The following is a 24910-nucleotide window of genomic DNA, read 5'->3' on the forward strand; positions in this document are numbered from 1 at the left end:
GGTGTCTACTCGAGTTCCTCAAAGAGCCGATTCGCGGTTTCGATGATCGACTGAAGCGAACTGGCGGGTTCGGTGAAGAGAACGTCTGATGGAGAGAAGGCGACGATGGGTTGGAATGCGCCGGTGCGGCGAGAGGCTTTGAAATTCGTTCGAGTTTGCAGTCCGTCCAACGCGTCCGATGGATCGAGGGTGTCGAAGGGTAGACGCTCCATCTGCTTTCGGTGAATGATCGTGGAGAGTACGGGGGAAAGCGCCGGGAGACCGTCAGCCGAATACGCGGTAATGAGGACTGCCTTCACCGGCAGGAGCGCATGAACCTCACGCGCCACTCGCAAGACCAATGAGCACACGTAGTCCTGGTAGAGTTCGACGAATTGGATGCGGGGCATGGCCTTCGTCGACAGCTTGCCGGTCGAGGTCAATGTTTGAACCTCAGGAGGTAGAATGGCCGAACCCTGAGCCGTAATCCTTGCCTCCACCAGATGGGGCGAGTGGATTTCGAAATCCACTGCGATTCCGCCAGGAGGTGCCATGGAGTTATAGGAAATCTCCCGTAGGACGCGCCGGTAACTTTTAGAGTCCCCCTGAAGGATCCCTTGCGCCAATGCGAAGGAATCGGCCTGCTCCAGTGCTTCCTCCTGGAATGCTTGTTGTGCGGAATGGAACCGGTCTGAATCCTCCGCCACGGCAGACACCATGTTCGGCAATTGTGCCGAGGGGACCTCAAAAAGGGTGAGTAGACGGGTTCGGCGGTCGGCTGAGCGTTCCGCCCAGTGGGTGAGGGTCACCGGCGCAGGAGGCAGGCTGGCCGCGAGCGCTCGCCAATCGATAGGAGCGCTACAGGCCTTGTGCGCTGACTTCAGTTCCTCGATCCGCGCCTTGCTCTCCTCCGCGGATTCGCGCGCAAGGCGCAGTTGACCCTGTCGCTCTTGTTCCTTTGCCTCTCTCTTTCGCGTCGACGCGTAGGAATAGCGGCCCATCATTTCCCCTTTCAGTCGCCAATCGGCTGATGCACCCTCGGTCTCCAGGCTACCCGCAGTGTGAGTCCTGGGAAACTGGCCAAGGACTGGACATAGACTATAGGCGGAATGAGGGCCCTGTTTGAGGCGCGGGCTGTGCGCCGGCCCGAGCGGCCCACCCCACCAGTTGGCGCGGGAGCGCCACGAAATCGGGGCAGGCTCAGAACCTACCACCTGGGTGGTATGGCCGCCCCAGCCGAGGACGCTTAATCATTGCGAGAGAGATGAGCGCACGAGGCGCTCGCGAGCCCGGTCCGGTCCTGAGTCGCGAACAGTCGCCTTCGTGCCCTGCGCGAGGAGGAGTGCATGTCAGGGGGAAGTGGTGGAGGCCCGTCGTGGTCTGAACCAAAGCCGATCACGAAGCCCAAGGAGGGAGACGGAGGAGGTGGTGGAGGCGGCGGAATCCCCGACGCATGCAACATCCAGGAAACGACCACCCTCAACTCTGCCAACCGCACGGTCATCTCAGGGCTCCGGGCCGGGGATGTTCTGGAAGTCGTGTTCGAGCTCGGCCCTCCCCGACGGCTGGTCGCCAGGACGACGGCGGGTGCGGTCGCGGGCGCCATCACGTCACCCTCGTTGCTGCAGTTCATCCAGTGCATCACCCAAGCCAACGTCGGGTATTCGGCGGAGGTCCTCAGCGTTCGGGGAGCCGTGTGCCAGGTCCGGGTGCAGCCGAAATGACAGCCATCACCATTGCAGGAGGTGTCTATCACGAGCGGTGCATCTGGCCTGACTGGGACCAACTCTACGGGTCGGCGGGGCGTGCCGCCGCGGCGCTCTCCGGCCACGTCGGCTCCATCACCCTGCGCGGCTATGCCCGACCGGACGTCGCCACCCGCTTCTCGCAGTACGCCAACCAGTACGGCTTCACCTTCGACCCCGTCCACACCGAGCAGGTGGTCTCGTTCGAGTACATCCACAGCCTGTCGGTGCCCCTCATCCGGCCAGCTCCGGTGATGATTTCGCCCAATCCTCCCATTCCGGTGTCCGCGCCAGTCGTCTTGCGCTTCGGAATGTTGGAGGGCAGTGCCCGGGTCGAGGCCGAGCGCTGTGTCTATGACCCACAATCCGCTTTTCGTCCGGAACCGTTCAACGCCAATGGCAGTACCGCGAAGCACCTGGCGATTGTCGCGAACCAGGGAGAGACGCTCGCGCTGGGAGGCGGCACCGACCCCATTGCGGCGGCGCGGTCCTTGTTGAAACGCGGTGCCGAGGTCGTGGTGGTCAAGTCCGGAGCGAAAGGCGCCTATATCGTGGAAGCGAGCGGCGTTTCCCACGTCTCCGCCTACTGGACGGACCGGGTCTGGACGGTTGGCTCTGGGGATGTCTTCGCGGCCATCTTCGCCGCCTACTGGGGCGCTCACGGAGACACCGCGGTCCATGCCGCCGAGCTCGCCTCCCGCGCCGTCGCCGCATACGTCGAGTCGATGGCGCTCCCCGTTCCGCTGCCGCCCGTACTGCTCCAGGCTTCCCGTCCCCAGACCGTGGCCGCTGGCGGGAAGGTCTACCTCGCGGCTCCCTTCTTCACGCTCGGCCAGCGCTGGTTGGTCGACGAGGCCCGGCGCGGCCTGGGTGAGCTGGGCCTCGACGTCTTCTCCCCCGTTCACGACGTGGGAGCCGGCCCGGCGGACCAGGTGGCGCCCGCCGACCTCGCCGCGCTCGACGCCTGCGACGCGGTGTTCGCCATCCTCGATGGCACGGACAGCGGCACCCTGTTCGAAGTCGGCTACGCGCGTGCCCGTGGCAAGCCCGTCTATGCGCTCGCCCAGACTGTCACGGAGGAGGACTTGAAGATGGTGCAGGGCTCCGGCTGCCGCCTCTTCGATGACTTCGTGACGGCTCTGCACCACACGGCGTGGCGGACATGAAGACGGCGCTGCTTCTCTCCGGTGGAATGGACTCGATCGCCATCGCCTGGTGGCGACGGCCAGAGCTGGCCATCACCGTGGACTACGGCCAGCGTCCCGCCCTGGCGGAGCTCCGCGCCGCGGCGTCGGCCGCCGAGGCCATGGGAATCGAGCACCTGACCGTGAAGGCCGACCTCAGCGCCCTGGGCAGCGGAGACATGGCTGGAGCCGAGCCCCTGTCCCTGGCTCCTGTGACGGAGTGGTGGCCCTTCCGGAATCAAATGCTCGTCACGCTCGCGGCCATGAAGGCCGTGGCCCATGGCGTCCAGCGTCTGCTCATCGGAACCCTGAAGACCGATGGACTTCATGCGGATGGTCGGCCGGACTTCGTCACGACCCTGGACGCGTTGCTGCGCCTGCAAGAGGGCGGACTCCGGCTGGAAGCACCGGCAATCTCCCTGACCTCCGCCGAGCTGATCCGCACCTCGAGCATCCCCATGGAGGTGCTCGCCTGGGCACACTCCTGCCACGTGGGTATCCATGCCTGTGGCCAGTGCCGGGGGTGTCAGAAACACTATCAGACCCTGGCGGAGCTCGGTGTCGACCCCTATTGATGAGGAGCCACGACCGAGACGGAACGCCGGAACGCCGGTTCCTCTCGGTTGGCCCGTCCGGTCCCGTGTCGGCTGTCCACCGGTGGTGCCGCCCATCCCCCAGGCATTCGCCGACGTCCTGGAGGCACGGCGCTCGATTCGAGTCATGCGGCGGGCACCGCTCCGTGAAATCGTCAACGCGCTCGCGTTCGCGACACGCCCACGCGCCCTGCGTGAGGGGGATGTCCTCATGCGGTCGCGAAGGCCCAGCCCCTCGGCGGGTGCGCTCCATCCCATCGAGCTCGTCCTCGTGGACTGGCGAGGGAGCCAGCGCGTCATGCGCTACGACTCATTTTCACACCAGCTCGAACTCCTGACCGTCTCCGACCCGGAAGCGCTCAGGCGATTCATTCGCGCCTACGGCGACCTGCTTCCCGAAGCCCAGGGGACCGCGCTCGTCCTCATCGGTCATGCGTCACGGGTCGCGGCGGTGTACGAAACGGCGGCCTCCCTCTTGTGGCGCGACGCGGGAGCCCTGACGCAGACGCTGTTTCTCACCGCGACAGCCTTCCGTCTGGCCTTCTGTCCGCTCGGTATCCTCGGACATGAGATTGTGCGGGCCCTAGGACTTCCCGTGGATGCTCTCGCGACGGGCGCTGCTTTGATGGGACGTTCCCCTTGAGCGTTCGCGTCGATGTGGACACCAGGACGTTTGCCGGAAGACGACGCATGTAGTCCCACATCAGCCCGTCGAGCATCGCGGCTGGCACCTCGAGCGCGGCGGCGAACGAGAGGAACGCCGTCTCGAGCTCGCGATAGTGGCGCTGCGGCTCCTGGTCCTGGGCGAAGAGGCCGATATGCCGTCCCGCTCGGAGGATGTGCACGTCGATGATGGCGACCTCGCTGGAGCCCCTGTAGTTGCGGACGATCCACGATGCGGTCTTCAGCCCGATGCCGGGGAGTTCCGCCAGACGGTCCCTCAGCACCGTATCGCTGTCATGCAGCTCCAGCTCCGCGAGCTGGGCGAGACACGCCGACAGGTAGCGCGCCTTCTGCCGGGGGAACCGGTAGCCGTAGGTCCGGCCATGGATGACGAAAGGCCTGCTCAGCGCGAGCTCGAGAGCCGCGGCCGTGGGCGTTCCCACCAGGAGCCCCTGGTCCCGCAGCCGCGCGAACGCGGCGAGACCGAGCTCGGCCTTCATGCCAAAGCCACCCAGCATGCAGGCCGCCACTTCCTCTGACAGCGTCCGGCCCAGGCGCAAGTCGCGATAGCTGCCGAGCTTCTCGTGCTGCCAGGCCTGTCCGCGCCAGAACGCGGGTGTCAGGAGCTCGTCGAATGTGCCCCATGGAATTCCTGGTAGCACATCCGAGTCGGGCCGGGGCAGGGGCAGCTTCTGGACCGCGCCATCCAGGACTGAGTACATGACCTGCACGGCGTCTCCGAGGTGGGCTCCTCATGACGAAGGAGCGCGACGGCGCGGCAGTGCACCACAGTCTTCGCGTTCCGCGAAACCTTGTTGCCGCATCACGGTGGATTTTGATCATCGTCCGAGCAGCAAGCGGTGGGGGCTCGCCACTAGATGCTTCAAGCGGCGCCGCGTGCGCGGTAGTCCGCGCCCAGGCGCCGCACCGTGGTCTCCTCCTCGGCCAGGTCCATTCCCCCGTCCGTCGTGAGGGTGGAGACCTGCGCCAGGACGGCCTTCGAGACCGCCTCGGGCCGTCCGGCGTTGAAGGGGGGCTCCGGCGCGTACTCGAGCACGAGCTGGATGGCCTGGGCGACGATGGGGCCCGCCAGCTCCGCCGCGAGCGTCAGTCCGAAGTCGATGCCCGCCGTGACGCCTCCGCCCGTCACCAGCCGGCCATCGCGCACCACACGGCCCGCGTCCGGAATGGCCCCGAAGAGCGACAACTGGTCGCGGAAGCCCCAGTGGCACGCCGCGCGCTTGCCCTCCAGCAGCCCGGCCGCCGCCAGGATCAGCGAGCCCGTGCACACGGACGTGACGAAGCGGGCCGTGGCCGCCAGGCGCTGGATCGCCGCCATGAAGACCGGATCCTGCATCGGACGCGACGCGGGGCCTCCCGGCACACACAGCACGTCACACCGCTCCAGGTCCTCCAGCCGCGCCAGGGGGTCGAGCCGCAATGCGCCCTCGGTGACGGGCTGCCCTCCCACCGTGGCGAAGATCTGCTTCACACCGGGGAGCAGCGAGAACACCGCCTGCGGTCCCATGAAGTCGAGGTACGACACGCCCGCGTAGAGCGGAAAGACAATGACGAGTGATGTGGCCATGGTGTGGCTCCGTGTCTGGGTTTGACGGTGGCACTCTCCGCCTTCAGACTCGTGGCGGAAAGGACGTAGTTCCCTCGTTTTCCGCCATGGTCCGCGACATCGGGTTCCTCATCTTCCCCGCGTTCCAACTGCTGGACCTGACCGGTCCCATGTCCGTCTTCGAGGTGCCGTCCATCCACGGACCGGCGCCCTATCGGATGTGGCTGTTGTCCGAGCACGGCGGCCTCGTCGAGAGCTCCGCGGGCGTCCAGATGCTGGCGCGGCGGATGGACGAGGCGCCGCCGCTGGACACGCTCGTGGTCGCGGGCGGACCCGGGACCCAGGAGGCCATGGGCTCTCCCGCGCTGCTGGACTTCCTGAGGGCCTCGCGGTGCTCCTGCCGGCGCGTCGCGAGCATCTGCACGGGCGCCTTCCTGCTGGCCGCCGCGGGCCTGCTCGATGGCCGGCGCGCGACCACGCACTGGCGCACCGCCGCCGGGCTGCAACGGCGCTTTCCCCGCGTCCACGTCGACGCCGAGCGCATCTTCATCCAGGACGGCCCCATCTGGACGGCGGCGGGGGTCAGCTCGGGCATCGATCTCTCGCTCGCGCTGCTCGAGGAGGACCTGGGCTTGGAGGTATCGCGCACCGCGGCGAGGGATCTCGTCGTCTACCATCGCCGGCCCGGGGGCCAGTCCCAGTTCTCCACGCTGCTCGACCTGGAGCCGCCCTCGGACCGCATCCGCCTGGCGCTGAGCTTCGCCCGCGAGCACCTGCATGAGCCCTTGAATGTCGAGCGGCTCGCCCGGGTGGCGTGTCTGAGTCCCCGTCAATTCGGGCGGGCGTTCCTCGCGGAGACGGGACAGACACCGGCCAAGGCGATCGAGCAGCTGCGCGCCGAGGCGGCCCGGGTGCGCATCGAGACCAGCGCCGAGCCCATCGAGCAGGTGGCGCGGGCCGTGGGCTTCTCGGACCCCGAGCGCATGCGCCGGGCCTTCTTGCGTGTGTTCGGCCAGCCTCCCCAGGCGCTCCGGCGCGCGGCGCGCACTCTGGATGGGGCGCCGTCCTCAGGGCCGCAGAACGACAGGTAGACGCTCGTACCGGTGCCACAGGGGGAGGCTCTGGAGCTTGAGCTCCCCGGCGGGGACGGCCAGGCGCATGTTGGGAAAGCGCTCGAACAGGGTCTTGAGCGCGACCCGTGTCTCCAGCCGGGCGAGTGCGGCACCCAGGCAGTGATGGGGCCCATGTCCGAACCCCAGTTGCTTCTTGGGCGGCCGCCGGATGTCGAAGACCTCGGGGTGGGCGAACACCGCGGGGTCCCGGTTCGCGGCGCCCAGAATCGGAATCACGGGGGCGCCCTTCGGGATGCGGACCCCGCGTATCTCGATGTCCTCCACCGCGTAGTTGGGCTTCGTGCCATGAACCGGCCCCGCGTACCGCAGGAGCTCCTCTACAGCCGGGTCGAGGAGGGTCGTGTCGGCCTTCAGCGCCTCGAGCTGCTCGGAGTGCTGCAGCAGGGTCAGCACGGCGTTGGTGATGAGATGCACCGTGGTCTCATAACCCGCGACGATCAGCAGGATGGCCATGCTGACCAGCTCTTCGCGGGAAAGCTTCTCGCCATCCGCCTCCGCTTGAATCAGCCCGGTGAGGATGTCGTCTCGCGGGTCCGAGCGCTTGCGCTCGATGAGCTCCTCGACGAGGGAGACTGTCCGGGGCATGTCGAAGAGCAGCGTGCGAAGGATCGCCCATCCATTGAACCCCTCCGAAAGCGCGCGCAGCCCCGACCTGAACTTCGGCATGTCCGCCTCGTCGAGGCCCAGCATCTCGCGGATCACGGTCACCGGAATCGGGAGGCTGTAGGCCTGAAGGAGATCCACGGTGTTCTGTCGCTCGGCCTCGTCGAGCAGCTCGTGGGTCAAGCTCTCGATGCGCTCGGACAGCTTGCCCAGGGCCCTGGGGGTGAACGCCTTGGCGACCAGGGTCCGTTGCCGGCGGTGCACGGGGTCGTCATTCGTGATCATGCTCGAGATCATCGGCGTGAGCCCCTTGGGCAGAGGGAGTGGGAGCCGCCCGCCTCCTGTCGCGGTCGTCCGGTTGCGCACGAGGCGAGGGTCCCTGAGCGCACTGACGCAGTCGTCGTAACCGGCCAGGAAGAACACGCGCAGGACGCTGAGCCGCCCCTGACAGACGGGCGCCTCTTCGTGCATCCAACGGTAGTAGCGGAACTTGTCTTCGATGAACTGCCGCGACGTCACATTCACGGAGAGGCGTGGGACCTCGTGGGTGGCTCGGCGACTCATCATTCTTCTCCAGGTTCTCGGGTGGTATGCATCCGACGCCGAACGGCGCCAATCCGGTCCGGTCAGGTGGCGGGCGCGTGCTCCGTCAGCACGCGGTCCAGCGCCTCCGCCTCCCGGCGCAGCTCCGGGTCCGCGTCCTCCAGCACCTTCGCCACGTGGGCGCGCGCGCGGGCCGGGTCCGTCTTGGCCAGGGCCATGGCCTGGTAGAGGTTCGCGCGGGGGTGGCCGGGATGCGCGGCCAGCACGGGGGCCAGCACCTGCTCCGCCCGTGCGTCCTCGCCCCGCTCCAGCAGTGACATGGCCAGCTCGCAGGCCGGTTCCGGCTCGTACGGCGCCCGGGCATGCGCGAACTCCAGCAGCTCCACCGCCCGGGTTCGCTCTCCGGCCAGCTCCAACGCGAGCGCCAGCCCGTGCATCACCTTCACGTCTCCGGGGGTCTTGTGCAGCGCCTCCTCCAGCAGCCGGCGCCCCTCTTCCACGTCTCCCGCTTCCAGCCGGGCCATTCCGTCGCGATACAGGTCCATTCCCACCGAGCTCTCCTCGCACCACGCGGCGCGTCAATCACGGGTCCGCAACTTCCGGACGGCAAACTCCGATAAATCGAGAGGAAGCGTTCCCCCGAAGGTTCCCATGCTCGTCCGCAATTCCCCAGTCTCGCCCCGCCGCCCGGTCAACTCCACTCCGGAAACGTCCGCCGAGGCGCCGTCCCAGGCGGTGGCCCAGGCGCAGACGCGTCCCGTCTCGCAGGACACGTTCACCGGCGCGGCCAGCGCGCTGCAGCGCACGGCGAAGGTGGGAGCCGCCCCCGCGGGCAACCACGGCACGCTGATGCGCGAGTACCTCACCGGTGCCCGCCCGCCCCCCGCCGATTTCGAGCAGGTCATGGGCTACAAGCCCTTCGCCATCCAGACGAAGCACGGCCAGCGGATGCAGGACCCGCACGGCTCGGCCTCCGCTCCGGGGAAGATTGGCCCGGACAAGGAGTTCGACCCCGCGGCCAAGACGCACGACTACGGCTACGACCTGCTCCGCTACTACGCGAAGAAGGGCACGCCGCTCGGGCCCGAGGCGCGCAAGGCCGCCGATGCCCTCTTCCGCGAGGATCTCTTCCACTACGCCAATGACCAGAAGGGTCTGGGCAACCGCATCAAGTTCAAGGCCTGGGCGCAGATCTACGCCACCGCGGTGGAACTGAACTCGCGCGTCCAGAACCACGGCCCTCCGTGAGGCCCCTGTAGGTTCACCTCACTCGAAGGGGAATTCCGGCAGCAGGGCGCAGTGCCGCTTCTCCGCGTTCTCGCAGGCCCGCGCGGCGAATTCCCCTGCCTGGAGGAGGCTCCTGGTCAGGCCCTGGCCTCGCGCATGCATTTGCGCGAGGTCGTTTGAGGCCGCTGTGGAGGCATGTGCCGGGTGCTGGTGTATCTGCCGGCACCCGGTGGGGTGCGCACTATTCTGGAGCACCTGGAACTGCCCACGCGGCCTGCTCAACGAGACGTCCCTTCGCCCGCCCGCAGGCACGGGTTCTCTTCAATCCTGCTCCTCCTTCCGTGGCCCCAGTACGCCCACGATACCCAGCGACAGCCAGGTGCCGAGGAGGGGAGAGACGCCGAAGCCGAGGACAGGCACGGGGAAATGACCGAAAGCGGGGGTGAGCGCCTGAATCCCGAGGTACATCGCGAGGCTGGCGGTCACCCGCCGCTCCATCGGGGAGGCGCGACTCCACCTGCTCACACCCACGAGGGCCAATCCCAGCGGGATGACCGCCAGCGACGCGAGGGCCGCGATGCCCCAGAGCAGGCCCGCCTCGGCCGCGAGCCGAACGATGCCCTCGACGTGCGGCACGGGGAGCAGCGGGTCCGGGCGCCCCCAGGCGAGCGCGGTGGACAGCAGCACCACCGAGCCGAGACTCCAGCGCGGCAGGGGTCCTCCGGGGGAGAGGGTGATGAGCACCAGCGAGGCGGCTCCCAATGCGGTTGCCTGGGCCGCATCCGGCTGAACGAGGTGAAGCGCCTGCATCAAGAGGACAGCGCCTGCCGCGGCGAGGGGCCTCCCGGCATCGAACAGGACCGCGGACCCAAGAAGAACGAGGGGGGCGAGGAGCGACGACGCATGCAGCCGGAGGGGCCCCAACACCCACCATCGATGAACGCCCTCCAGGCCGGGAGACACGAGCGTCAAGAAGCCGCAGAGGAGCCCGCCCAAGGCAAGTGCGGGGGCCCACGCAAGCACCTTGTCCCGCGGGAGGCGGGCAACCCGCGCGCCGCCCCACGCCGCGAGGAGCGCGGCCGCGACCTGGAGCCCGATGACCGCGGGTGACACGCCGTGCCGGAGCATCACATAGACGCCGACCATGACCGCGGGCGCGGGGGTGACGAGGAGTCTCGGGATGCTGGATGGAGGGGCGAAGCGGAGGTGCACGGGCATTCCATCATTCCACGCCAGAGAACTGGCCGTGACGGAGGATAAAGTGCTTCCCCAAGCAGGTGGTTACCCACGCGAGCCTCGAGAAGCCGCGACCCACAACTCCCTGCCGCTCTCCTCCAAGCCAGGGCGGCCAGGTCCGCCGTGTGCCCCATGGGGGTGTTCTCGCGTGGCCCATCGCCTGCTACGCCTGCTGGAGTGGCTGGCGGAGACGCAGCCCGATGTCGCCTGCCCGCAGGAGATGCGCTGGTGGAGGATTTCCGGATGAGGAACCTGGATCGGGCCCTGGACTTTCCCACGACGCGACGCGATCCGGAGAGTGGTTACACGCTGCACGGCAGGCGGTTCGATGACCCCTACGCCTGGCTGGAGCGGCTCGACGCTCCGGAGACCCAGGCGTGGATCGCCGCGCAGGAAGCCGTCACACACTCCGTGTTGCGCGCGGTGCCGGGGCGCGAGGCGCTGCGGGAATCGGTCGCTCGCTCCGCACGCCATGCCCGGCTCTCGCCGCCGATTCCCGCCGGACCGCACGGACGCGAGTTCCTCTGGCGGGCGGATGCCAGCGACGACAAGCTCAAGCTCCTGCTCCGGCGCCGTGAGGGCGCGCCGCTCGAGACGGTGCTCGACCCCAACACGTGGGCGGGCAACGAGGCCCTGGTGTTCGCCGTGCCGTCACCCGACGGGGCCCTGGTCGCGTTCGGCAAGGCCGTGGGCAGCACCCATGACGCCGTCATCCACGTGCTCGACGTCGAGACGGGGCGGCTGCTTCCCGACCGGCCTCGTGGGACGAGCCACTCGTCCCTGGCCTGGCGGCCCGACTCCTCCGGGTTCTTCTATGCGGCGTGTCCCGAACCGGGCGAGGTGCCCCCGGGCGACGAGGCGCATTGGAACGCCATCTACGAGCACCGGCTCGGGTCGGGCACTCCGGCCCGCCGAGTCTTCGGCGATGACCGGGTGAAGGAGTACTGGTGCTCCGTCAAGGTCAGCGAGTGCCGCCGTTTCGCCGTGCTCTCCAAGTGGGACTACGTGCACGCCAACGTCGTCTACCTCCTGCGCCTCGCCGATGACGCGCTCGTGCCGGTGGCTCCCTCCATGCGCTCGCTCAACCAGGTGCAGGTGATCGGCGACTCGTTGCTCGTCCACACCGACCTCGATGCGCCACGCGGCCGTCTCTGCGTCGCACCGCTGTCGGCACCGGCGGAGTGGCGGACGCTCATCCCCGAGGGCCCGGACACACTGCAGACGGTCGCTGGCGTCGGCGGCCGGCTCTACGCCGTCTACTCGCGGGCGGCGTCGCATCGCGTGCGCATCCACGCCGAGGACGGCACCTGGCTCCGCGACCTCGTGCTGCCAGCCCTGGGCTCGGTGAATCGCAACGAGGGGGAAGGCATCGTCAGCGGCATCCGCGGCGCCTGGAGCGGCGACGAGGTGTGGGTGCACTTCACGTCGTACGTGCAGGCACCCTCGGTCTATCGGTACGACTACGCGGCGGACCGCCTGGTGCCGTACCACGTCCCCGACGTCGGGCTCGATGCGTCCGAGTATGTGACGGACCAGGTCTGGTACGAGTCGCTCGACGGGACGCGGGTGTCGATGTTCATCATCCACCGTAAGGACCTACCGCGCGACGGGCGCCAGCCCGTGCGTCTGAGTGGCTACGGGGGCTTCAACATCTCGGTGGAGCCGCGCTTCACGGCCCTCCATGCCGCGTGGCTGAAGCTGGGTGGGGTGCTCGCCTTCGCCAACGTGCGCGGTGGTGGCGAATACGGCCGTGCCTGGCACGAGGCGGCCATCAAGACGCGGCGGCAGAACGCCTTCGACGACTACATCGCGGCGGCGCGCTGGCTCGTCTCGGCGGGCTACACGACGCCCTCCCGGCTCGCCTCGCGCGGCAACAGCAACGGGGGGCTGCTCGTCGCCGTCACCGCCCTGCAAGCGCCCGAGGCCTTCGGCGCCGTCTTCTGCCGCGCGCCCACCCTCGACATGCTGCGCTTTCCGAGGTTCGGCTTCCTGAGCTCGGCGACCGTCGAATACGGCTCGCCCGAGCATCCCCTGGAGGGCCCGTATCTCGCCGGGTACTCGCCCTATCACAACGTCCGAGCCGATCGCCGTTACCCCGTGATGACCTTCGTATCGGCGTTGAATGACCGGACCGCGCCGCCGCATGATCCGCTCAAGATGGTCGCCAGGCTCCAGGCGGAAGGCACGGGAGGCGGACCCTATTTCCTGCTGCCGCTTCGGGACTCGGGACACGGTGGCGGCACCACGCTGTCGGCGCTCATCGAACAGGACGTCGACGAGCTGTGCTTCTACTGCCAGGCGCTCGACGTCACACCCGAGCCCGAGCGGATGTGGGGCAATGTGCCCTGACGGGTAGGGGGCGGCGGAGCAGCCAGGCGCATGCCGCGCTCCCGTGGCACGAAGAGGCCGGTGCTCATCGTGTGTCTGGGGTCTTGGGCAGGCGCTTGGAGATGACGGTCTGGCCTCGCGCCCGGATGTCATAGGCGAGGAACGAGAGCAGGAACTGCACGCCCAGGATGAGGGGCAGTGCCGCCAACATCACCGTGCCGCTGCTGGCGGGGATCTGCCTCGTCACCGACTTCCACCACTCGGTCGTGCCGAAGATGAGCGCGAAGAGAACCAACGCGCATCCCAACACGAGCTCGATGGAGGCAACGGAGAAGTCCCTCAGGAAGTACTCATAACCAATGCGCTTCATCAGGTTGCGCAGATGGCCCTTGAGGAACTGGGGAAGGATCCGGGTGATTCTCAGGTTGGATTGCTCATCGCCGTAGACCGCCCGCATCGGGACATCCTCGACCACGGCTTGCATCAACCCCACCCGGAACAGCATGTCCGACTCGAAGAAGTAGCGGTTGCTGATCTTCTCGTAGGGCAGTGAGGCCGCGAGCGGCGCGCTGATCGCGGTGTAGCCGTTCGTGGGATCGAAGACGCGCCAGTAGCCGGACGACATCTTGTTCATGAACGAGAGCACCGCGTTTCCGAACAGCCGCACCCGCGGCATCGTGACGACGTCCTCGATGTGGTAGAAGCGGTTGCCCTTGGTGTAGTCCGCCGTCCCCGAGAGGATGGGGGCCACGAAGCGTGGCAACAGCTCGGGCTTCATCTGCCCATCGCCATCGATCTTCACGATGCAATCGCAGCCATCCGCGATGGCCGCGCGATAGCCGGTCATCACCGCTCCCCCCACACCCAGATTCACCGGGTTGCGCAGCACCTTGACCCGGGGATCCCCGCACTCCTGCTCCACCAGGGCTCCGGACTGCTCCGGGCAGCAGTCATCCACCACGTAGATGGCCGAGACCTCCGGGCCGATGCGCGCGAGCACCGAGAGGATGTGCCGCGTCACCTTGTAGGAGGGAATCACCACGGCGATGCGCGCCTGTGAGGCGCTCTCACCGGTCATGGCCAGGGAGGTGTCCGCATTGTGGATGAGGGCAAGGCGCGCGCCAGGCGCGGTCGATTCAAGGGACATGTTGGAAGACCCACTGCCGGGAAATGATGAAGCTGAGCGCCGCGAGTGTCGCTTCCACGCCGAGCTTGACCGCCGTCAACCATCCAGACGCCCGCGGGTCGTCTGGCAGCAGGGCCTGGCCCGAGCGCACCAGGACCGAACTGAGCACCGTCATGGCGAACCAGAACACCCAGAATCGCTTCCACGCCTGCCAGCTCATGCTTCCCCGCATGGCGGAGCGGAACGTCAGGGTCGCATTGAGGGCGAAACCCATACAGGCTCCCACCAGGCGACCGGTGAAATTCGCCGGCACCGTGGGGGCGCCCCATTGCACGAGGACGTGGAACACCGCCGCATCCACCACGAGTTGCACTCCACCCACCCCCATGAAGGCGAGAAGCTGGAGCCAGGTCTTTTGCGAGAGGCGAGCCACGGGGGTCCTACTGGACAGTGCTGAAGGGCGGACATCTACCTGCAAAAGAGGGGGGCAACAAGGCCCGCGCCTCTGCCATGCCGCCCGGGAGCCGACCGAAGGCGAGCCACCCAATGGGCGGGCACGCGCCCGCTGCCCTGCTTGCCGCGCATGGACGGTGGGCCGCCATCAGGCCTGGTCATCCGGAGTGCCGCGGCCCGGGACAGGCCCGCGCGCCGCCTTGTCGCCCTCCTCCGGCTTCTCCTCGCGCCGCTAGGAGCTCACCGCTGGACGCTGGCTGTGTGTGGAGCGGCCTTTCTCAGACCGTGAGCGAGCGCAGGGGAAGGAGGGGCGCTGGCGCGCGTCCAGGTGATGACACTCCGCGTGAGGTCTGCCCGCTCTCCTCCGGCTTCTCCTCGCGACGCTTGTACTTCGGCTTGCGCACCTCGGCGGGGTCGGGCGGCTGGGTGTGCGCGCACTCCAGGAGGGAGGGTGGATCGAAGCACTCGAGCCGGAAGTCGTTCTTCTCGCACCGGCCGCGAGGAGTCGCCGCGCACTTCACCTCCGTGCGGTTGCTCTTGCAGTCATAGCCGCACGCGATGGCCGTCGAGGCCGTGAGGCAGCCAGGCAGTGGCGTCTTCGCGCCCAGCTCGTGGATGGTGGTCTCCAGCGGGTCCCAGCACTTCAGCTCGCCGAAGTGCTCCCGGCACACGCCATAGGGCGTCCGCGCACAGGCGATCTTCCCCTGCGCCACGAGGCAGTTGAAGCCACAGGCCACCTCGTTGCCGAGCGCCTTGCACTCGGGGCGCAGGCCCTCGTCGGGCGGGTGGTGGATGGCCGCGAGCGTCGGGTCGAAGCAGTACACCTCGCCATTGAACATGCCGCACGTCCCATACGGGGTGCTGGCGCAGCGCACGTCGTCGGTGCTCCTCTGACAGGAGTAGCCACAGGCCGTCTTGTCGTTGACGTACTGGCACGTGACGGGAGGAATCGCTGGCGTGCTGGCGAGCAGGGTGATGCCGAGGAGCGTGAGGAGCATGGAGGGCACCCGGGATGCAAGGGACGAAACCCCGACGTCAGCGGGGTCCGTTTATTCAAGCCCCGGGTGCACTTCGTGGATTCAGCGCGAGGGCCGCTCGATTCGGCCGTCCGCGTGGCGGGCGAAGCGCCCCTCTTCACGCGGGTGGACCGGGTCGTTGGACCGCCATGGCCAGCCACCGAAGCCCGTGCGCTGGTAGTCGGTGAAGGCCTGTTGAATCTCCGCGCGGCTGTTCATCACGAACGGGCCGTACTGCACCACCGGCTGCCCGATGGGGCGCCCCTGCAGCATCAGCACCTCGCACGCGCTGCCCACGGCCTCGAGGCGCACCGCCGCGTCGCTCCGGACCACGATGGCCTGGTGCGCGCGGATGTCCTGGTCCGCCACCTTGAGCGCGCCGCCCTCGAAGAAGTAGAGCGTGCGGACGGCGCGCGGGTTCGCGGCGGGCGGCAGCGTCCACACCGCACCGGCCTCCAGGCGAAGGGTCCAGATGGCCACGTCCGTGTCGGGGCGCGAGGCCCACGAGCGGGGCGGCGGCGCTGGTGCGCGGCGGCCCTCCAACTGCCCCGCGGCCACGGTGACCTCGGTGCGGCGGCCGGCCTCGTCCGTGAAGGACACGTGGGGGATGTCCTGGCTCCAGAGCATCGCGAAGTGCGGCGGCGCGAGCTTGTCCTCGGCGGGCAGGTTGAGCCAGATCTGGAACAGCTCGGTGGGGTTGGGGCGGCTCGCGTCCACGAGCGGGAACATCTCCGAGTGCACGACGCCCGCGCCCGCGGTCAGCCACTGCACGTCGCCGTGGCCGAAGCGTGCCGCGGCGCCCAGCGAGTCCGAGTGGTCGATGAGGCCCTTGCGCACCATCGTCACCGTCTCGAAGCCCCGGTGGGGGTGCCCCGGGAAGCCGGGGACGACCTCACCGTGGTACATGTTCCAGCCGTCCTTGCCGTCGAAGTCCTGGCCGATGTTGCGGCCCGTGAGCGAGGCCTGGGGCCCGAGGTGCTCGTTGCCGGCGGGGTACGCGTCGTCGTGGTGTACGCAGAACAGGAAGGGATCCGCGGTCACCCAGGGGAAGCCCAGCGGACGGATCTCGATGATGGGGCTCTTCATGATGGCTCCAGAGGTAACGCGCTCGCCGCTATGCCGCACGCAGGGTGAGCACCGTCACCTCCGCGGGGATGCCCATGCGGAAGGGGAACCAGTGCCCCGTCCCGCTGGAGACGTACAGGTGTGAAGTGCCCCGGCGGTAGCGGCCGAGCATGTGCTCGAAGGCGAAGCTGAAGAGCGGGATGCGCCAGAAGCCCACCTGTCCTCCGTGGGTGTGGCCGGCCAGCGTCAGCCGCGCGCCGCGCTCGGCGGCCAGCGGGAAGAAGTCCGGGTGGTGGGTGAGGCAGAGCACCGTCTCGTCCGGGCCCACGCCCGCCCAGGCCCGCTCGGCCGAGGCGCGCATCTTCTCCAGCCGTTGCTCGCGGGGCAGCCGGTGCCGGCCACGCTCGCCCATGGGGTAGTCCACGCCCACCACGCGCAGGGGCTGCCCGCGGTGCACGAGGACTTCATTCTGGTCCACCAGCAGCCGCAGGCGGCCCCGGGGCGCGGCACGCTCGTAGCCCGCGAGCACCTCGTGCAGCCCGCGCCACTTCTCGTGGTTGCCCAGGATGGCGAGCATCCCGTGGGGCGCCTTACAGGCCTGCAGGGCCTCCAGGGTCGCGTCCAGCTGGGTCAGGTCGTCGATGAGGTCGCCCGTCATCACCTGCAGGTCCACCCCGGCCGCGTCCAGGGCCTGGACCGCGCCGCGCACGTGCTCCACGTCGATGAACTCGCCCACGTGCACGTCGGTGAGCTGGCCGATGCGGAAACCGTCGAGCGCCGGGGGCAACCCGGGCAGCCGCACCTCCTCGTGCCGCACCTCGAAGCCGCTCATCCCCGCCACGGTGCCGCTGGTGCCCAGGGTGGCCGCCACCGCCGGCAACGCGAGGCCATGCATGAACTCGCGCCGGCCGGGAGCGGCCAGTGCCGGAGCGGGAGTGGGGCGCAGCCGCGCGTGTGCCACTCCGGCCAGCCGCAGCAGGCCTCCCACCACCAGGGACACCAGCGCCGCCACGGACCACGCCGTGAGTGCCCCTCGTGTCACCGTGCCTGGCACTCCGGGGCCCGTCCGTGCGGCCCAACCGCCCAGGAAGGCCAGGTGTACGAGCGCGGCGGTGGCCCAGAACACGCCGGACCCGCGGCGGGTGCGCAGGGCGGGCCACAGGCCGCGCAGCACGAGGAACGCGAGCGCCGTGAGCAGCAAGGAGAAGAACACCAGACCCAACACCCTGTTCATCCTTCGTTTCCTTCCGGCAGTGCCCGCAGGTCCCGGGTGAGCCGCTTGAGGGCGTCCCGCAGCTCCACCGCTTGCTCGGGCGGAAGCCGGAGCTTGCAGATCATCTCGATGGGAACGGACGCCGCGCGGGTGCGCAGCTTCTGCCCGGCGGGCGTGAGCTCGACCAGGACCCGGCGCTCGTCCTCGGGGGCGCGCTTGCGGGCCACGATGCCATTGGCCTCCAGCCGCTTGAGCAGCGGCGTGAGCGTGCCGGAGTCGAGCCCCAACGCCTCGCCCAGCTCACCCACCGTGCGCGTCGAGTGCTCCCAGAGCACCAGCAGCACCAGGTACTGCGGATAGGTGATTCCCAGCGGCTCCAGCAGCGGCCGGTACAGGCGGGTGATCAGATTGCTCGCCGAATACACGGCGAAGCAGAGTTGATTGTCCAGCCGGCAGAGCTCCGCCAACTCTTCCGCGCGTGCGGCCCCGCCCTTTTTCTTCTCAGCCATGCTGCCTCTCGGACCTGATGCGCTTCTCGTAGTGCGCCATTATATGGGGTGCAATGGAATCGCGCGTCTTTCTTCCCGCTCCCCTGGTCTCCATACGAGGGACACTCCCATGCCGGTAACCGTCCCTCTCTCCGTCCTCGATCTCTCGCCCATCGTCGAAGGGGGCGACGCCGCCCGGGCGCTGCGCAACACGCTCGAGCTCGCCCGGCATGCCGAGCGGCTGGGTTATCGCCGCTACTGGCTGGCCGAGCACCACAACATGGCCGGCGTGGCGAGCGCCGCGACCTCGGTCGTCATCGGCTACGTGGCCGGTGGCACCTCGACGATCCGCGTCGGCGCCGGAGGCATCATGTTGCCGAACCATGCGCCGCTGGTGATCGCCGAGCAGTTCGGCACGCTGGAGTCGCTCTATCCCGGACGCATCGAGCTGGGTCTGGGCCGCGCTCCAGGCACCGACACCGTTACCTCCCACGCGCTCCGGCGGACCCTGGCCGGCGACGTCGACTCCTTCCCCCAGGATGTCGTCGAGCTGATGAACTACTTCCGTCCCGCCGAGCCCGGCCAGCGGGTCCGGGCCGTACCCGGCGCCGGCTTGAACGTCCCCATCTGGATCCTCGGCTCCAGCCTCTTCGGCGCGCAGCTCGCCGCGGCGTTGGGTCTCCCGTACGCCTTCGCCTCGCACTTCGCGCCGGGCCACATGATGCAGGCCATCGACGTCTACCGCAGCCGCTTCCGTCCCTCGGCGCAGCTCGAGCGTCCCCACGTCATGCTGGGCCTCAACGTCTTCGCGGCCGATACCGACGAGGAGGGCCGCCGGTTGATGTCCTCCATCCAGCAGGCCTTCCTCAATCTGCGTCGTGGCCAGCCGGGTCCCCTGCTGCCTCCGGTCGACCACTTCGAGGAGGGGCTGCACCCCATGGAGCGGGCGGGCCTCGAACAGGCGCTGTCCTGCTCCGTCGTGGGCTCTCCCGAGAGCGTGCGCCGGGGACTGGCGGACTTCATCGCCCGCACCGGCGCCGACGAGCTCATGGTGACGTCCCAGATCTTCGACCACGCCGCGCGCCTGCGCTCGTACGAGATCACCGCCGAGGCCCGCGACCTGCTCGCCCGCGCGAGCTGAGGCTCCTTCCCAACGGATGAGACGGGGCCGGGCCCGCCCCGGCCTCTTTCTCGGGACAAATATATTGCGCACAATTTGATTGTGACCTATTCAAATCCCCGCGACCCAATGACGTCGGCACCTCAAGGAGAAGCACATGAGCACCAGCCCCACGATTCTCGAGAAGCGCCTCTACACCGCGACGGCCACCGCTACGGCGGGGCGTGACGGCCGGGTGAAGAGCGACGATGGCCACCTGGATGTCGCGGTGGTGCCGCCGCGCGCGCTCGGTGGCAGCGGCGCCGGAACCAACCCCGAGCAGCTCTTCGCGGGTGGCTACGCGGCGTGCTTCGGCAGCGCCCTCGGGCACGTGGCCCGCGCGCAGAAGATCACCACGGGGCCGGTCTCCATCACGGCGAACGTGACCATCGGGCCCGTGGGCAAGGGCTTCGGCCTGGCCGTGGAGCTCCTCGCCTCCATCCCCGAGCTGCCGCGCGAGCAGGCCGAGGCGCTGTTGCGCGCCGCCCACGAGGTGTGCCCGTACTCCAACGCCACGCGCGGCAACATCGTCGTGGACCTGCGCCTCGCCTGAGTGGGGCCGGGTGACGCGCCTTCAGATGGTGGGCAACAGCACGCGGAAACAGGTGCCCTTTCCCACGGTGCTCTCCACGGTGAGCTCGCCCCCCATCGAGATGACGATGCTGTGGCAGATGGCCAGCCCCAGGCCCGTTCCCACGCCCGCGGGCCGGGTGGTGAAGAACGGCTCGAAGATGCGCTTCAGGTTCTCCGGCGTGATGCCCTGGCCGGTGTCGCGAATCTCGATGAGCACCTTGCCGCCCTCGGCGCGCACGAGCGCCTCCACGGTGTTCTCCTTGGGGGCGCCCTCGGGGATGGCCTGGGCCGCGTTGAGCAGCAGGTTGAGGAACACCTGCCCCAGGCGCGACTCGCTGCCGCGCACCGGTGGCACCTCCTCCACGTGCCACAGCATGCGGGCCCGGTGCTTGAGCTCCGGCATGGCCATGTTGATGGACATCTCCAGCGCCCGCCGGACATCCGCCTGTTCCTTCTCCGGGCCCGAGTCCTCGCCCCGCGCGAATATCTTCAGGTCGCCCACCACATTGCGGATGCGCGTGGTGCCCTGCCTCGCCTCCTCGATGGCCTCCACGCACTCCTCCAGCCGGCCCGCCAGCGGGGCGAACTCGGGTTTGCCGGCAAGCGCCTGCCGCACCTCGGCCAGCCCTTCCTCGATGAAGTGGAGGTTGGAGGAGATGTAGCCCAGGGGGTTGTTCACCTCGTGCGCCACGCCCGCGGCCAACGTCCCGAGGGCCGCCAGCCGGTCCGCCTGGAGCAGGCTCAGCTCGAGCGTCTTCTGCCGGGTGATGTCGCGGACCAGGAAGGCCACGCCCGGACGGTCTGGCACCAGCATCGCATCCGCGCAGAACCACCGGCGTCCGCCCGCCACCTCCACCGAGTACTCGAAGCGCTCGGGCTCCCCCCGGGCCAGCACACGCTGGATGCTCTCCAGGGTCAGCGCGGCGGTCTGGGGGTCCATCGCCTCGGAGATGTGGCGTCCCTTGAAGGCCTCCCGGGGCAGCACCAGCAGCGCGTCGTTCTGGGTCCACGCCGAGAGGAAGTGGCCGCCCGCGTCGAACTCGAAGACGAGGCTGTCGGTGAGGTCGAGCACCAGATACAGCAACTCCTCGATGGATTCCTTGGACTGGGGCACTGCGTCACCGGGGCGCGAAGGCGCGCGTCTCGCCTCGAGCGTACCAGGACCGCCCCCCCAGGGCCATGCGACCCGGCTCAATCCTCCCGGGTCTCCTCCCTGGCCACGGCCGCCATGGGCCCGTTGGCGAGCACGCTTCCCCCCGGCAGGACCGCCGTGGGCTCCTCCTCTCGGGTGCGGAGCGGGGTGGGCTCCAGCCGGGTCACCTGCTCCGAGCTCCGCGCCGGTGCGCGGCCTCCCTTGTGCGCGAGCGCTTCCTGGACGATGCGGGCCAGCTCCCGCTGCCCATGCGGATGGGGCGCGAGCGCTCCCGTCATGGCACAGAGCTGCTCGCGCAGCTGATGGCCTCGGGGCGTGCGCTCCATCATCCGCCACTGGAGCAGGCCCATGATGGCGGCATCCAGCTCGGCGGGGACGTCCGGGCGGTGGACCGAGGGCCGCACGAGGAAGGGCGGTGGCTCGCCACGCACCATGTCGGAGGCATCTTCCCCCTGGAAGACGCGCCGTCCCGTGAGTGCCTCATGCAGCGTGAGGCCGAGCGCGAAGAGGTCCGCTCTGCCGTCGAAGGGCTGGCCCCTTGCCTGCTCGGGGGCGAGGTACCCCAGCTTGCCGCGCACCCGGTCCGCCTCGGTGAGCCGGACGTGGATGGCCGCCCGGGCCACCCCGAAGTCTCCCAGCTTCACCTCGCCGATTCGCGACAGGAGGATGTTGGGGGGATTCACGTCCCGGTGGACCAGGTTCAGCGGGATGCCCTCGCTCGAGGTGCGCCGGTGCACGTAGTCGAGCGCCTCGCCGAGCTCGGCCCCGAGGTACGCCACCACCTCGGGAGGCAGGGGCCCGTGGCTCTTGAGCAGCTCGCGCAGGGACAGGCCCTCAATGTACTCCATGGCCATGAAGTAGGTGTCCCCGAACCGGCCCACGTCGAGCACCTGGACGATGTTGGGGTGGCACAGCAGCGAGCCCAGCTCCGCCTCCCGGCGGAAGAGGGTGACGAAGTCCTCGTCCTCGGCATAGGCGGGGAGGATGCGCTTGACGGCCACCACCTTCTCGAAGCCGCCTTCCGGGCTGTAGGTGGCGCGGAAGACCTCGGCCATGCCTCCCACTCCCAGCCGCTCGTGGAGGAAGTACTTGCCCAGCAGATCCTTCTCCCGGATGGCTTGCAGGGCCTCCTCGGCGCGGTGCGTGAGGAAGCTGGCCACCATGGCCGCCAGCCAACCGGTGATGAAGTAGTAGGTGGCCCGCAGCGCGATGAGCGGCGGGGTGAACATCAGGGGGATGGGCTCGGCCAGCCGGGGCCAGGCCAGCAGGGCGTAGAGGAGCACCGTCTCGGCGGCCACCACGCCACCGGCGAAGAGGGCCAGGTGGCGGTTGCCCCGCAGGGCCGCGAGCACGATGGTCGCGCTCCAGAGGACGGCCATGGGGTTGGTCAGCGCCTGCTCGACGGTCCCGAAGGCGATGTCGCAGACGAAGAGGTACGCGCCGGTGGAGGTCTCCAGGCCGACGTTGATCCAGTGGAGCGCGGGATGGAACCAGCCGCGCCGCAGCATCCGGGTCTGCCACCCGTAGTAGAGGGCGAAGAAGGCACACAGGCCCGCGACGGACAGGGCCCGGGGCCAGCCGATGCGGGCGCCCAGCGAGAGCGTGGAGATGATGAAGAGGCTGGCGATCAGGCTGATGAACCGGGTCACCGCCGCTTCGCGGGCGGCGACGTCCGCCCGGAAGTGTTCCGCGAGCAGCTGTGTGCCGAGCGGCGCCGCGTGGCCTGGTGGGTCGGAGTGAGGCATGGGAGGCCTCATTCTCTTGCAGCCGGGGCGGCAAGGCGAATCCAGACTTTACCGTGTTTGGCGGGCTCAGGGCTCGCGGGGCAGCTGACGGACGTGGAAGCCCTTCCGGGAGAGGAGGGCGAGGATGCCTTCCTCTCCGACGAGGTGTCCCGCGCCCACCACCGCGAAGTGCGTCTCCGGCTGCTCGAGCATCGCGGCGAGCTGGTCCGCCATCCGCCGGTTGCGGGTGAAGAAGAGGGCCTCGTAGAAGGGCCGCATGGTGGGGTCGTCCACCCGCTCGAAGAGGACCTTGGCCAGGGCGTCGGGGTTGCCGCCCTCCCAGGCGGTGGCGATGCTCGCCATGTGCACCGCCGTCTCCCCGGACTGCTGGAGCTGCTCGCGCAGCATGAGGTCCTGCACGGCTTCAGGAAGGCCGGCGAGCATGCGCAGCTGCTCCTCGATCGTCTCCAGCTCCACGATGCGCTGGGTGCCTTGCGCCTTCGTCAGCAGCATCCGGTCGATACCGCCCGTCTCCGAGTAACCCGCCTTCTGCATCTCCAGGAGGGAGAGCGTGAGGGACAGCAGCCAGGGCCGCATGCGCTCGGCGGCGACCGGAGGGAGTCCCGCCTTCTGGAGCGTCTCGGGCAGGAGTGCCTTCGTCTCGGCGCTCAGGTGCGCGCTCAGCGCATCGGGAGGAGTGAAGGTGCCCAGGCTCAGCATCAGCTGCTGGGTCTTCCCCGGGTCGGCCTTGTCCGGGTCCAGCTCCACCACCAGCGCCTGGGAGCGCGCGAGCGCGGCCTCCAGCGAAGGCGGGAAGACGAACTGGCCGGGCCGGCCCAGGTGGACCGAGCCGGTGAGGTAGAGCCGCTTGTCCGGAGCGCCCGGGCGCGTCACCTCCCAGAGGAAGGCGCGCTGCTCCGCGACGGCGGTGGAGCTCGGCGTGGAGGCGGGGCGCTCCGCGGAGGTCGTGGCACAGGCGGTGCCGAGGAGGGCGAGGAACGCGAGGAGCAATCGGGTAGGGCGCATGTTCGGTCCGTTGAGGGTGGTGCGCATCATGGCCGAGTGAGAGCGCGGAACGGAGTCCGCTGCACCTCACTCGGGCGACTTTTCAGGCAATGGTGCTCCCATGAATGCTTCGAGGGCCTTCCGGGCATGTTCCTGGAGTGCCATCGGAGAAGGCGTTGATTCGGGGCGCTCATGGCATCCCCTTGAGCGGAGAGAGGCAGGTGCCACTATGGGGTGTGCCCGGGCAACACCTCGCGCAGGCAGCGAGAGATGTCACCGCGCCAACTCCACTGCTGGGGATAGCCGAGCGAGGCCTCCTCGAAGCGCACCCCGTCGCGCCACAGCGTGGCGGGCATGTGCAGGTGGCCGGAGACGACGACCTCCGCGCGGAAGCGCAGGTGCCAATCCTCCGTCTTCTTCGTGCCGCACCAGATGGAGAAGCGGGGGATGCGCGGCAGCCGCACGTGCTCGTAGCGCAGCGGGAAGTGGTTGATGAGGATGGTGGAGCAGTCCGCCGGCAGTTGCTCCAGCCGGGCGAGTGTCTGCTCCACGCGCGCCGCGCACCAGGCGGACCGGCTCGGATACGGGTCCGGGTGCAGCACGGCCTCGTCGGTGCACAGGATGTGGTGCTCCATCGCCCAGGCCACCGCGTCCTTCTCGGCCACGTGGTCCGGGCGGAACGAGTAGTCGTAGAGCAGGAACATCGGCACCAGCACCCGGTGCGGCCCCTCGCCTGGCCAGCGAGGATACGGGTCCTCGGGTGTCAGCACGCCGTGCGAGCGGCAATGCTCCACCAACTGCTGGTAACGCGCCTCGCCTCGGAGGGCCGGCTGCTCGCGCGTCATGGTCCACAGCTCGTGGTTGCCGGGTACCCACACCACCTTCTGGAAGCGCGCCGTCAGCGTGCGCCAGGCGAACTCCATGTGCTCCAGCGTCTCGCCCACGTCTCCGGCGACGATGATCCAATCCTCGGGGTGGGGGGCGAGCGATTCGAGCGCCTTGCGGTTGTGCTCGTAGCGCACATGGAGATCACTGAGGGCGAAGAGCTTCATGGTGGGGGGCGCGGACCGTCCACATTACTGGACTCCCGGGCGGCGTGGTCGTTTCGCGTGCGCTTTTCCTTCGGGCGTCCTC

23 protein-coding genes and 1 pseudogene are annotated in these 24910 nt (G+C 68.8%); 8 read left to right on the forward strand and 16 right to left on the reverse strand.

Going from position 1 to position 24910, the window contains the following annotated elements; genetic code table 11:
* Nucleotides 1-5: 5 nt before the first annotated feature.
* Nucleotides 6-983, reverse strand: coding sequence for a hypothetical protein (locus Q664_RS37430; protein WP_152622571.1), 978 nt, complete (start codon nucleotides 981-983; stop codon nucleotides 6-8).
* 716 nt (nucleotides 984-1699) lie between these two features.
* Here Q664_RS37430 and Q664_RS37440 point away from each other — a divergent pair.
* The 3 genes from Q664_RS37440 to Q664_RS63045 all read left to right on the forward strand — a co-directional run bounded on the left by Q664_RS37440 (nucleotide 1700) and on the right by Q664_RS63045 (nucleotide 4144).
* Nucleotides 1700-2890: a PfkB family carbohydrate kinase gene (locus Q664_RS37440; protein WP_043407237.1), complete on the forward strand. Its 1191-nt coding sequence runs from the start codon at nucleotides 1700-1702 to the stop codon at nucleotides 2888-2890.
* Nucleotides 2887-3483 (forward strand): 7-cyano-7-deazaguanine synthase, encoded by a 597-nt coding sequence (locus Q664_RS37445; RefSeq protein WP_043407451.1) that lies wholly within the window; start codon nucleotides 2887-2889, stop codon nucleotides 3481-3483. Before Q664_RS37440 ends, Q664_RS37445 begins: the two co-directional genes overlap by 4 nt.
* Before the next feature lie 145 nt (nucleotides 3484-3628).
* Nucleotides 3629-4144 (forward strand): nitroreductase family protein, encoded by a 516-nt coding sequence (locus Q664_RS63045; protein WP_075207626.1) that lies wholly within the window; start codon nucleotides 3629-3631, stop codon nucleotides 4142-4144.
* 100 nt (nucleotides 4145-4244) lie between these two features.
* Here Q664_RS63045 and Q664_RS63145 read toward each other — a convergent pair.
* Nucleotides 4245-4886 (reverse strand): annotated as a pseudogene (locus tag Q664_RS63145) (8-oxoguanine DNA glycosylase); the annotation flags it as partial.
* A 161-nt stretch (nucleotides 4887-5047) separates the two neighbouring features.
* Nucleotides 5048-5752: a DJ-1/PfpI family protein gene (locus Q664_RS37455; RefSeq protein WP_043407240.1), complete on the reverse strand. Its 705-nt coding sequence runs from the start codon at nucleotides 5750-5752 to the stop codon at nucleotides 5048-5050.
* 86 nt (nucleotides 5753-5838) lie between these two features.
* Between Q664_RS37455 and Q664_RS37460 the strand changes: the two genes are divergently transcribed.
* The gene (locus tag Q664_RS37460) at nucleotides 5839-6822 is read left to right on the forward strand and encodes a GlxA family transcriptional regulator (protein ID WP_052519160.1); all 984 of its coding nucleotides are present in this window, start codon (nucleotides 5839-5841) and stop codon (nucleotides 6820-6822) included.
* Here Q664_RS37460 and Q664_RS37465 read toward each other — a convergent pair.
* Nucleotides 6799-8034, reverse strand: coding sequence for a cytochrome P450 family protein (locus tag Q664_RS37465; protein ID WP_052519161.1), 1236 nt, complete (start codon nucleotides 8032-8034; stop codon nucleotides 6799-6801). The genes Q664_RS37460 and Q664_RS37465 overlap by 24 nt on opposite strands.
* 59 nt (nucleotides 8035-8093) lie before the next feature.
* Complete coding sequence (locus tag Q664_RS37470) at nucleotides 8094-8555, reverse strand: tetratricopeptide repeat protein (RefSeq protein ID WP_084610610.1); 462 nt, start codon at nucleotides 8553-8555, stop codon at nucleotides 8094-8096.
* 106 nt (nucleotides 8556-8661) lie between these two features.
* Between Q664_RS37470 and Q664_RS37475 the strand changes: the two genes are divergently transcribed.
* The gene (locus tag Q664_RS37475; protein WP_043407243.1) at nucleotides 8662-9258 is read left to right on the forward strand and encodes a hypothetical protein; all 597 of its coding nucleotides are present in this window, start codon (nucleotides 8662-8664) and stop codon (nucleotides 9256-9258) included.
* A 300-nt stretch (nucleotides 9259-9558) separates the two neighbouring features.
* On the opposite strand, the gene Q664_RS58370 is transcribed toward Q664_RS37475, so the two are convergent.
* Complete coding sequence (locus Q664_RS58370) at nucleotides 9559-10455, reverse strand: hypothetical protein (protein WP_043407246.1); 897 nt, start codon at nucleotides 10453-10455, stop codon at nucleotides 9559-9561.
* A gap of 261 nt (nucleotides 10456-10716) precedes the next feature.
* Here Q664_RS58370 and Q664_RS37490 point away from each other — a divergent pair, with 261 nt between their 5' ends.
* Entirely contained in the window at nucleotides 10717-12822 is a 2106-nt protein-coding gene (locus tag Q664_RS37490; RefSeq protein ID WP_043407463.1) for a prolyl oligopeptidase family serine peptidase, read from the forward strand.
* A gap of 64 nt (nucleotides 12823-12886) precedes the next feature.
* On the opposite strand, the gene Q664_RS37495 is transcribed toward Q664_RS37490, so the two are convergent.
* The 6 genes from Q664_RS37495 to Q664_RS37520 all read right to left on the reverse strand — a co-directional run bounded on the left by Q664_RS37495 (nucleotide 12887) and on the right by Q664_RS37520 (nucleotide 18183).
* The gene (locus Q664_RS37495) at nucleotides 12887-13948 is read right to left on the reverse strand and encodes a glycosyltransferase family 2 protein (RefSeq protein ID WP_235217033.1); all 1062 of its coding nucleotides are present in this window, start codon (nucleotides 13946-13948) and stop codon (nucleotides 12887-12889) included.
* Nucleotides 13938-14360, reverse strand: a complete 423-nt coding sequence (locus tag Q664_RS37500; protein WP_043407251.1) for a GtrA family protein — start codon at nucleotides 14358-14360, stop codon at nucleotides 13938-13940. The genes Q664_RS37495 and Q664_RS37500 overlap by 11 nt, the downstream gene beginning before the upstream one ends.
* A gap of 298 nt (nucleotides 14361-14658) precedes the next feature.
* Nucleotides 14659-15378, reverse strand: coding sequence for a hypothetical protein (locus Q664_RS37505; RefSeq protein ID WP_063934832.1), 720 nt, complete (start codon nucleotides 15376-15378; stop codon nucleotides 14659-14661).
* Nucleotides 15379-15459: 81 nt separating this feature from the next.
* Nucleotides 15460-16482, reverse strand: a complete 1023-nt coding sequence (locus Q664_RS37510) for a pirin family protein (protein WP_043407254.1) — start codon at nucleotides 16480-16482, stop codon at nucleotides 15460-15462.
* A gap of 28 nt (nucleotides 16483-16510) precedes the next feature.
* Nucleotides 16511-17695 (reverse strand): metallophosphoesterase, encoded by a 1185-nt coding sequence (locus Q664_RS37515; protein ID WP_052519162.1) that lies wholly within the window; start codon nucleotides 17693-17695, stop codon nucleotides 16511-16513.
* Nucleotides 17692-18183 (reverse strand): MarR family winged helix-turn-helix transcriptional regulator, encoded by a 492-nt coding sequence (locus tag Q664_RS37520; protein ID WP_043407257.1) that lies wholly within the window; start codon nucleotides 18181-18183, stop codon nucleotides 17692-17694. The genes Q664_RS37515 and Q664_RS37520 overlap by 4 nt, the downstream gene beginning before the upstream one ends.
* A gap of 109 nt (nucleotides 18184-18292) precedes the next feature.
* On the opposite strand from Q664_RS37520, the gene Q664_RS37525 reads away from it, so the two are divergent.
* Both Q664_RS37525 and Q664_RS37530 read left to right on the forward strand, forming a co-directional pair.
* Entirely contained in the window at nucleotides 18293-19303 is a 1011-nt protein-coding gene (locus Q664_RS37525) for an LLM class flavin-dependent oxidoreductase (protein ID WP_043407260.1), read from the forward strand.
* Nucleotides 19304-19439: 136 nt separating this feature from the next.
* A complete protein-coding gene (locus tag Q664_RS37530; protein WP_043407263.1) occupies nucleotides 19440-19874 on the forward strand; it encodes an organic hydroperoxide resistance protein in 435 nt (144 codons plus the stop codon).
* A gap of 21 nt (nucleotides 19875-19895) precedes the next feature.
* On the opposite strand, the gene Q664_RS37535 is transcribed toward Q664_RS37530, so the two are convergent.
* The 4 genes from Q664_RS37535 to Q664_RS37550 form a co-directional block, all read right to left on the reverse strand.
* Entirely contained in the window at nucleotides 19896-21008 is a 1113-nt protein-coding gene (locus tag Q664_RS37535; protein WP_043407266.1) for a sensor histidine kinase, read from the reverse strand.
* A gap of 77 nt (nucleotides 21009-21085) precedes the next feature.
* Nucleotides 21086-22792: a serine/threonine-protein kinase gene (locus Q664_RS37540; RefSeq protein ID WP_043407269.1), complete on the reverse strand. Its 1707-nt coding sequence runs from the start codon at nucleotides 22790-22792 to the stop codon at nucleotides 21086-21088.
* 66 nt (nucleotides 22793-22858) lie between these two features.
* Nucleotides 22859-23827: a TraB/GumN family protein gene (locus tag Q664_RS37545; RefSeq protein WP_084610614.1), complete on the reverse strand. Its 969-nt coding sequence runs from the start codon at nucleotides 23825-23827 to the stop codon at nucleotides 22859-22861.
* Between the two features lie 176 nt (nucleotides 23828-24003).
* On the reverse strand, nucleotides 24004-24828 hold the full coding sequence (locus Q664_RS37550; RefSeq protein ID WP_043407272.1) for a metallophosphoesterase family protein: 825 nt from the start codon (nucleotides 24826-24828) through the stop codon (nucleotides 24004-24006).
* Nucleotides 24829-24910 lie beyond the last annotated feature (82 nt).

The sequence above is a fragment of the Archangium violaceum Cb vi76 genome, from assembly GCF_000733295.1.
In the GTDB taxonomy this organism is placed as follows: domain Bacteria; phylum Myxococcota; class Myxococcia; order Myxococcales; family Myxococcaceae; genus Archangium; species Archangium violaceum.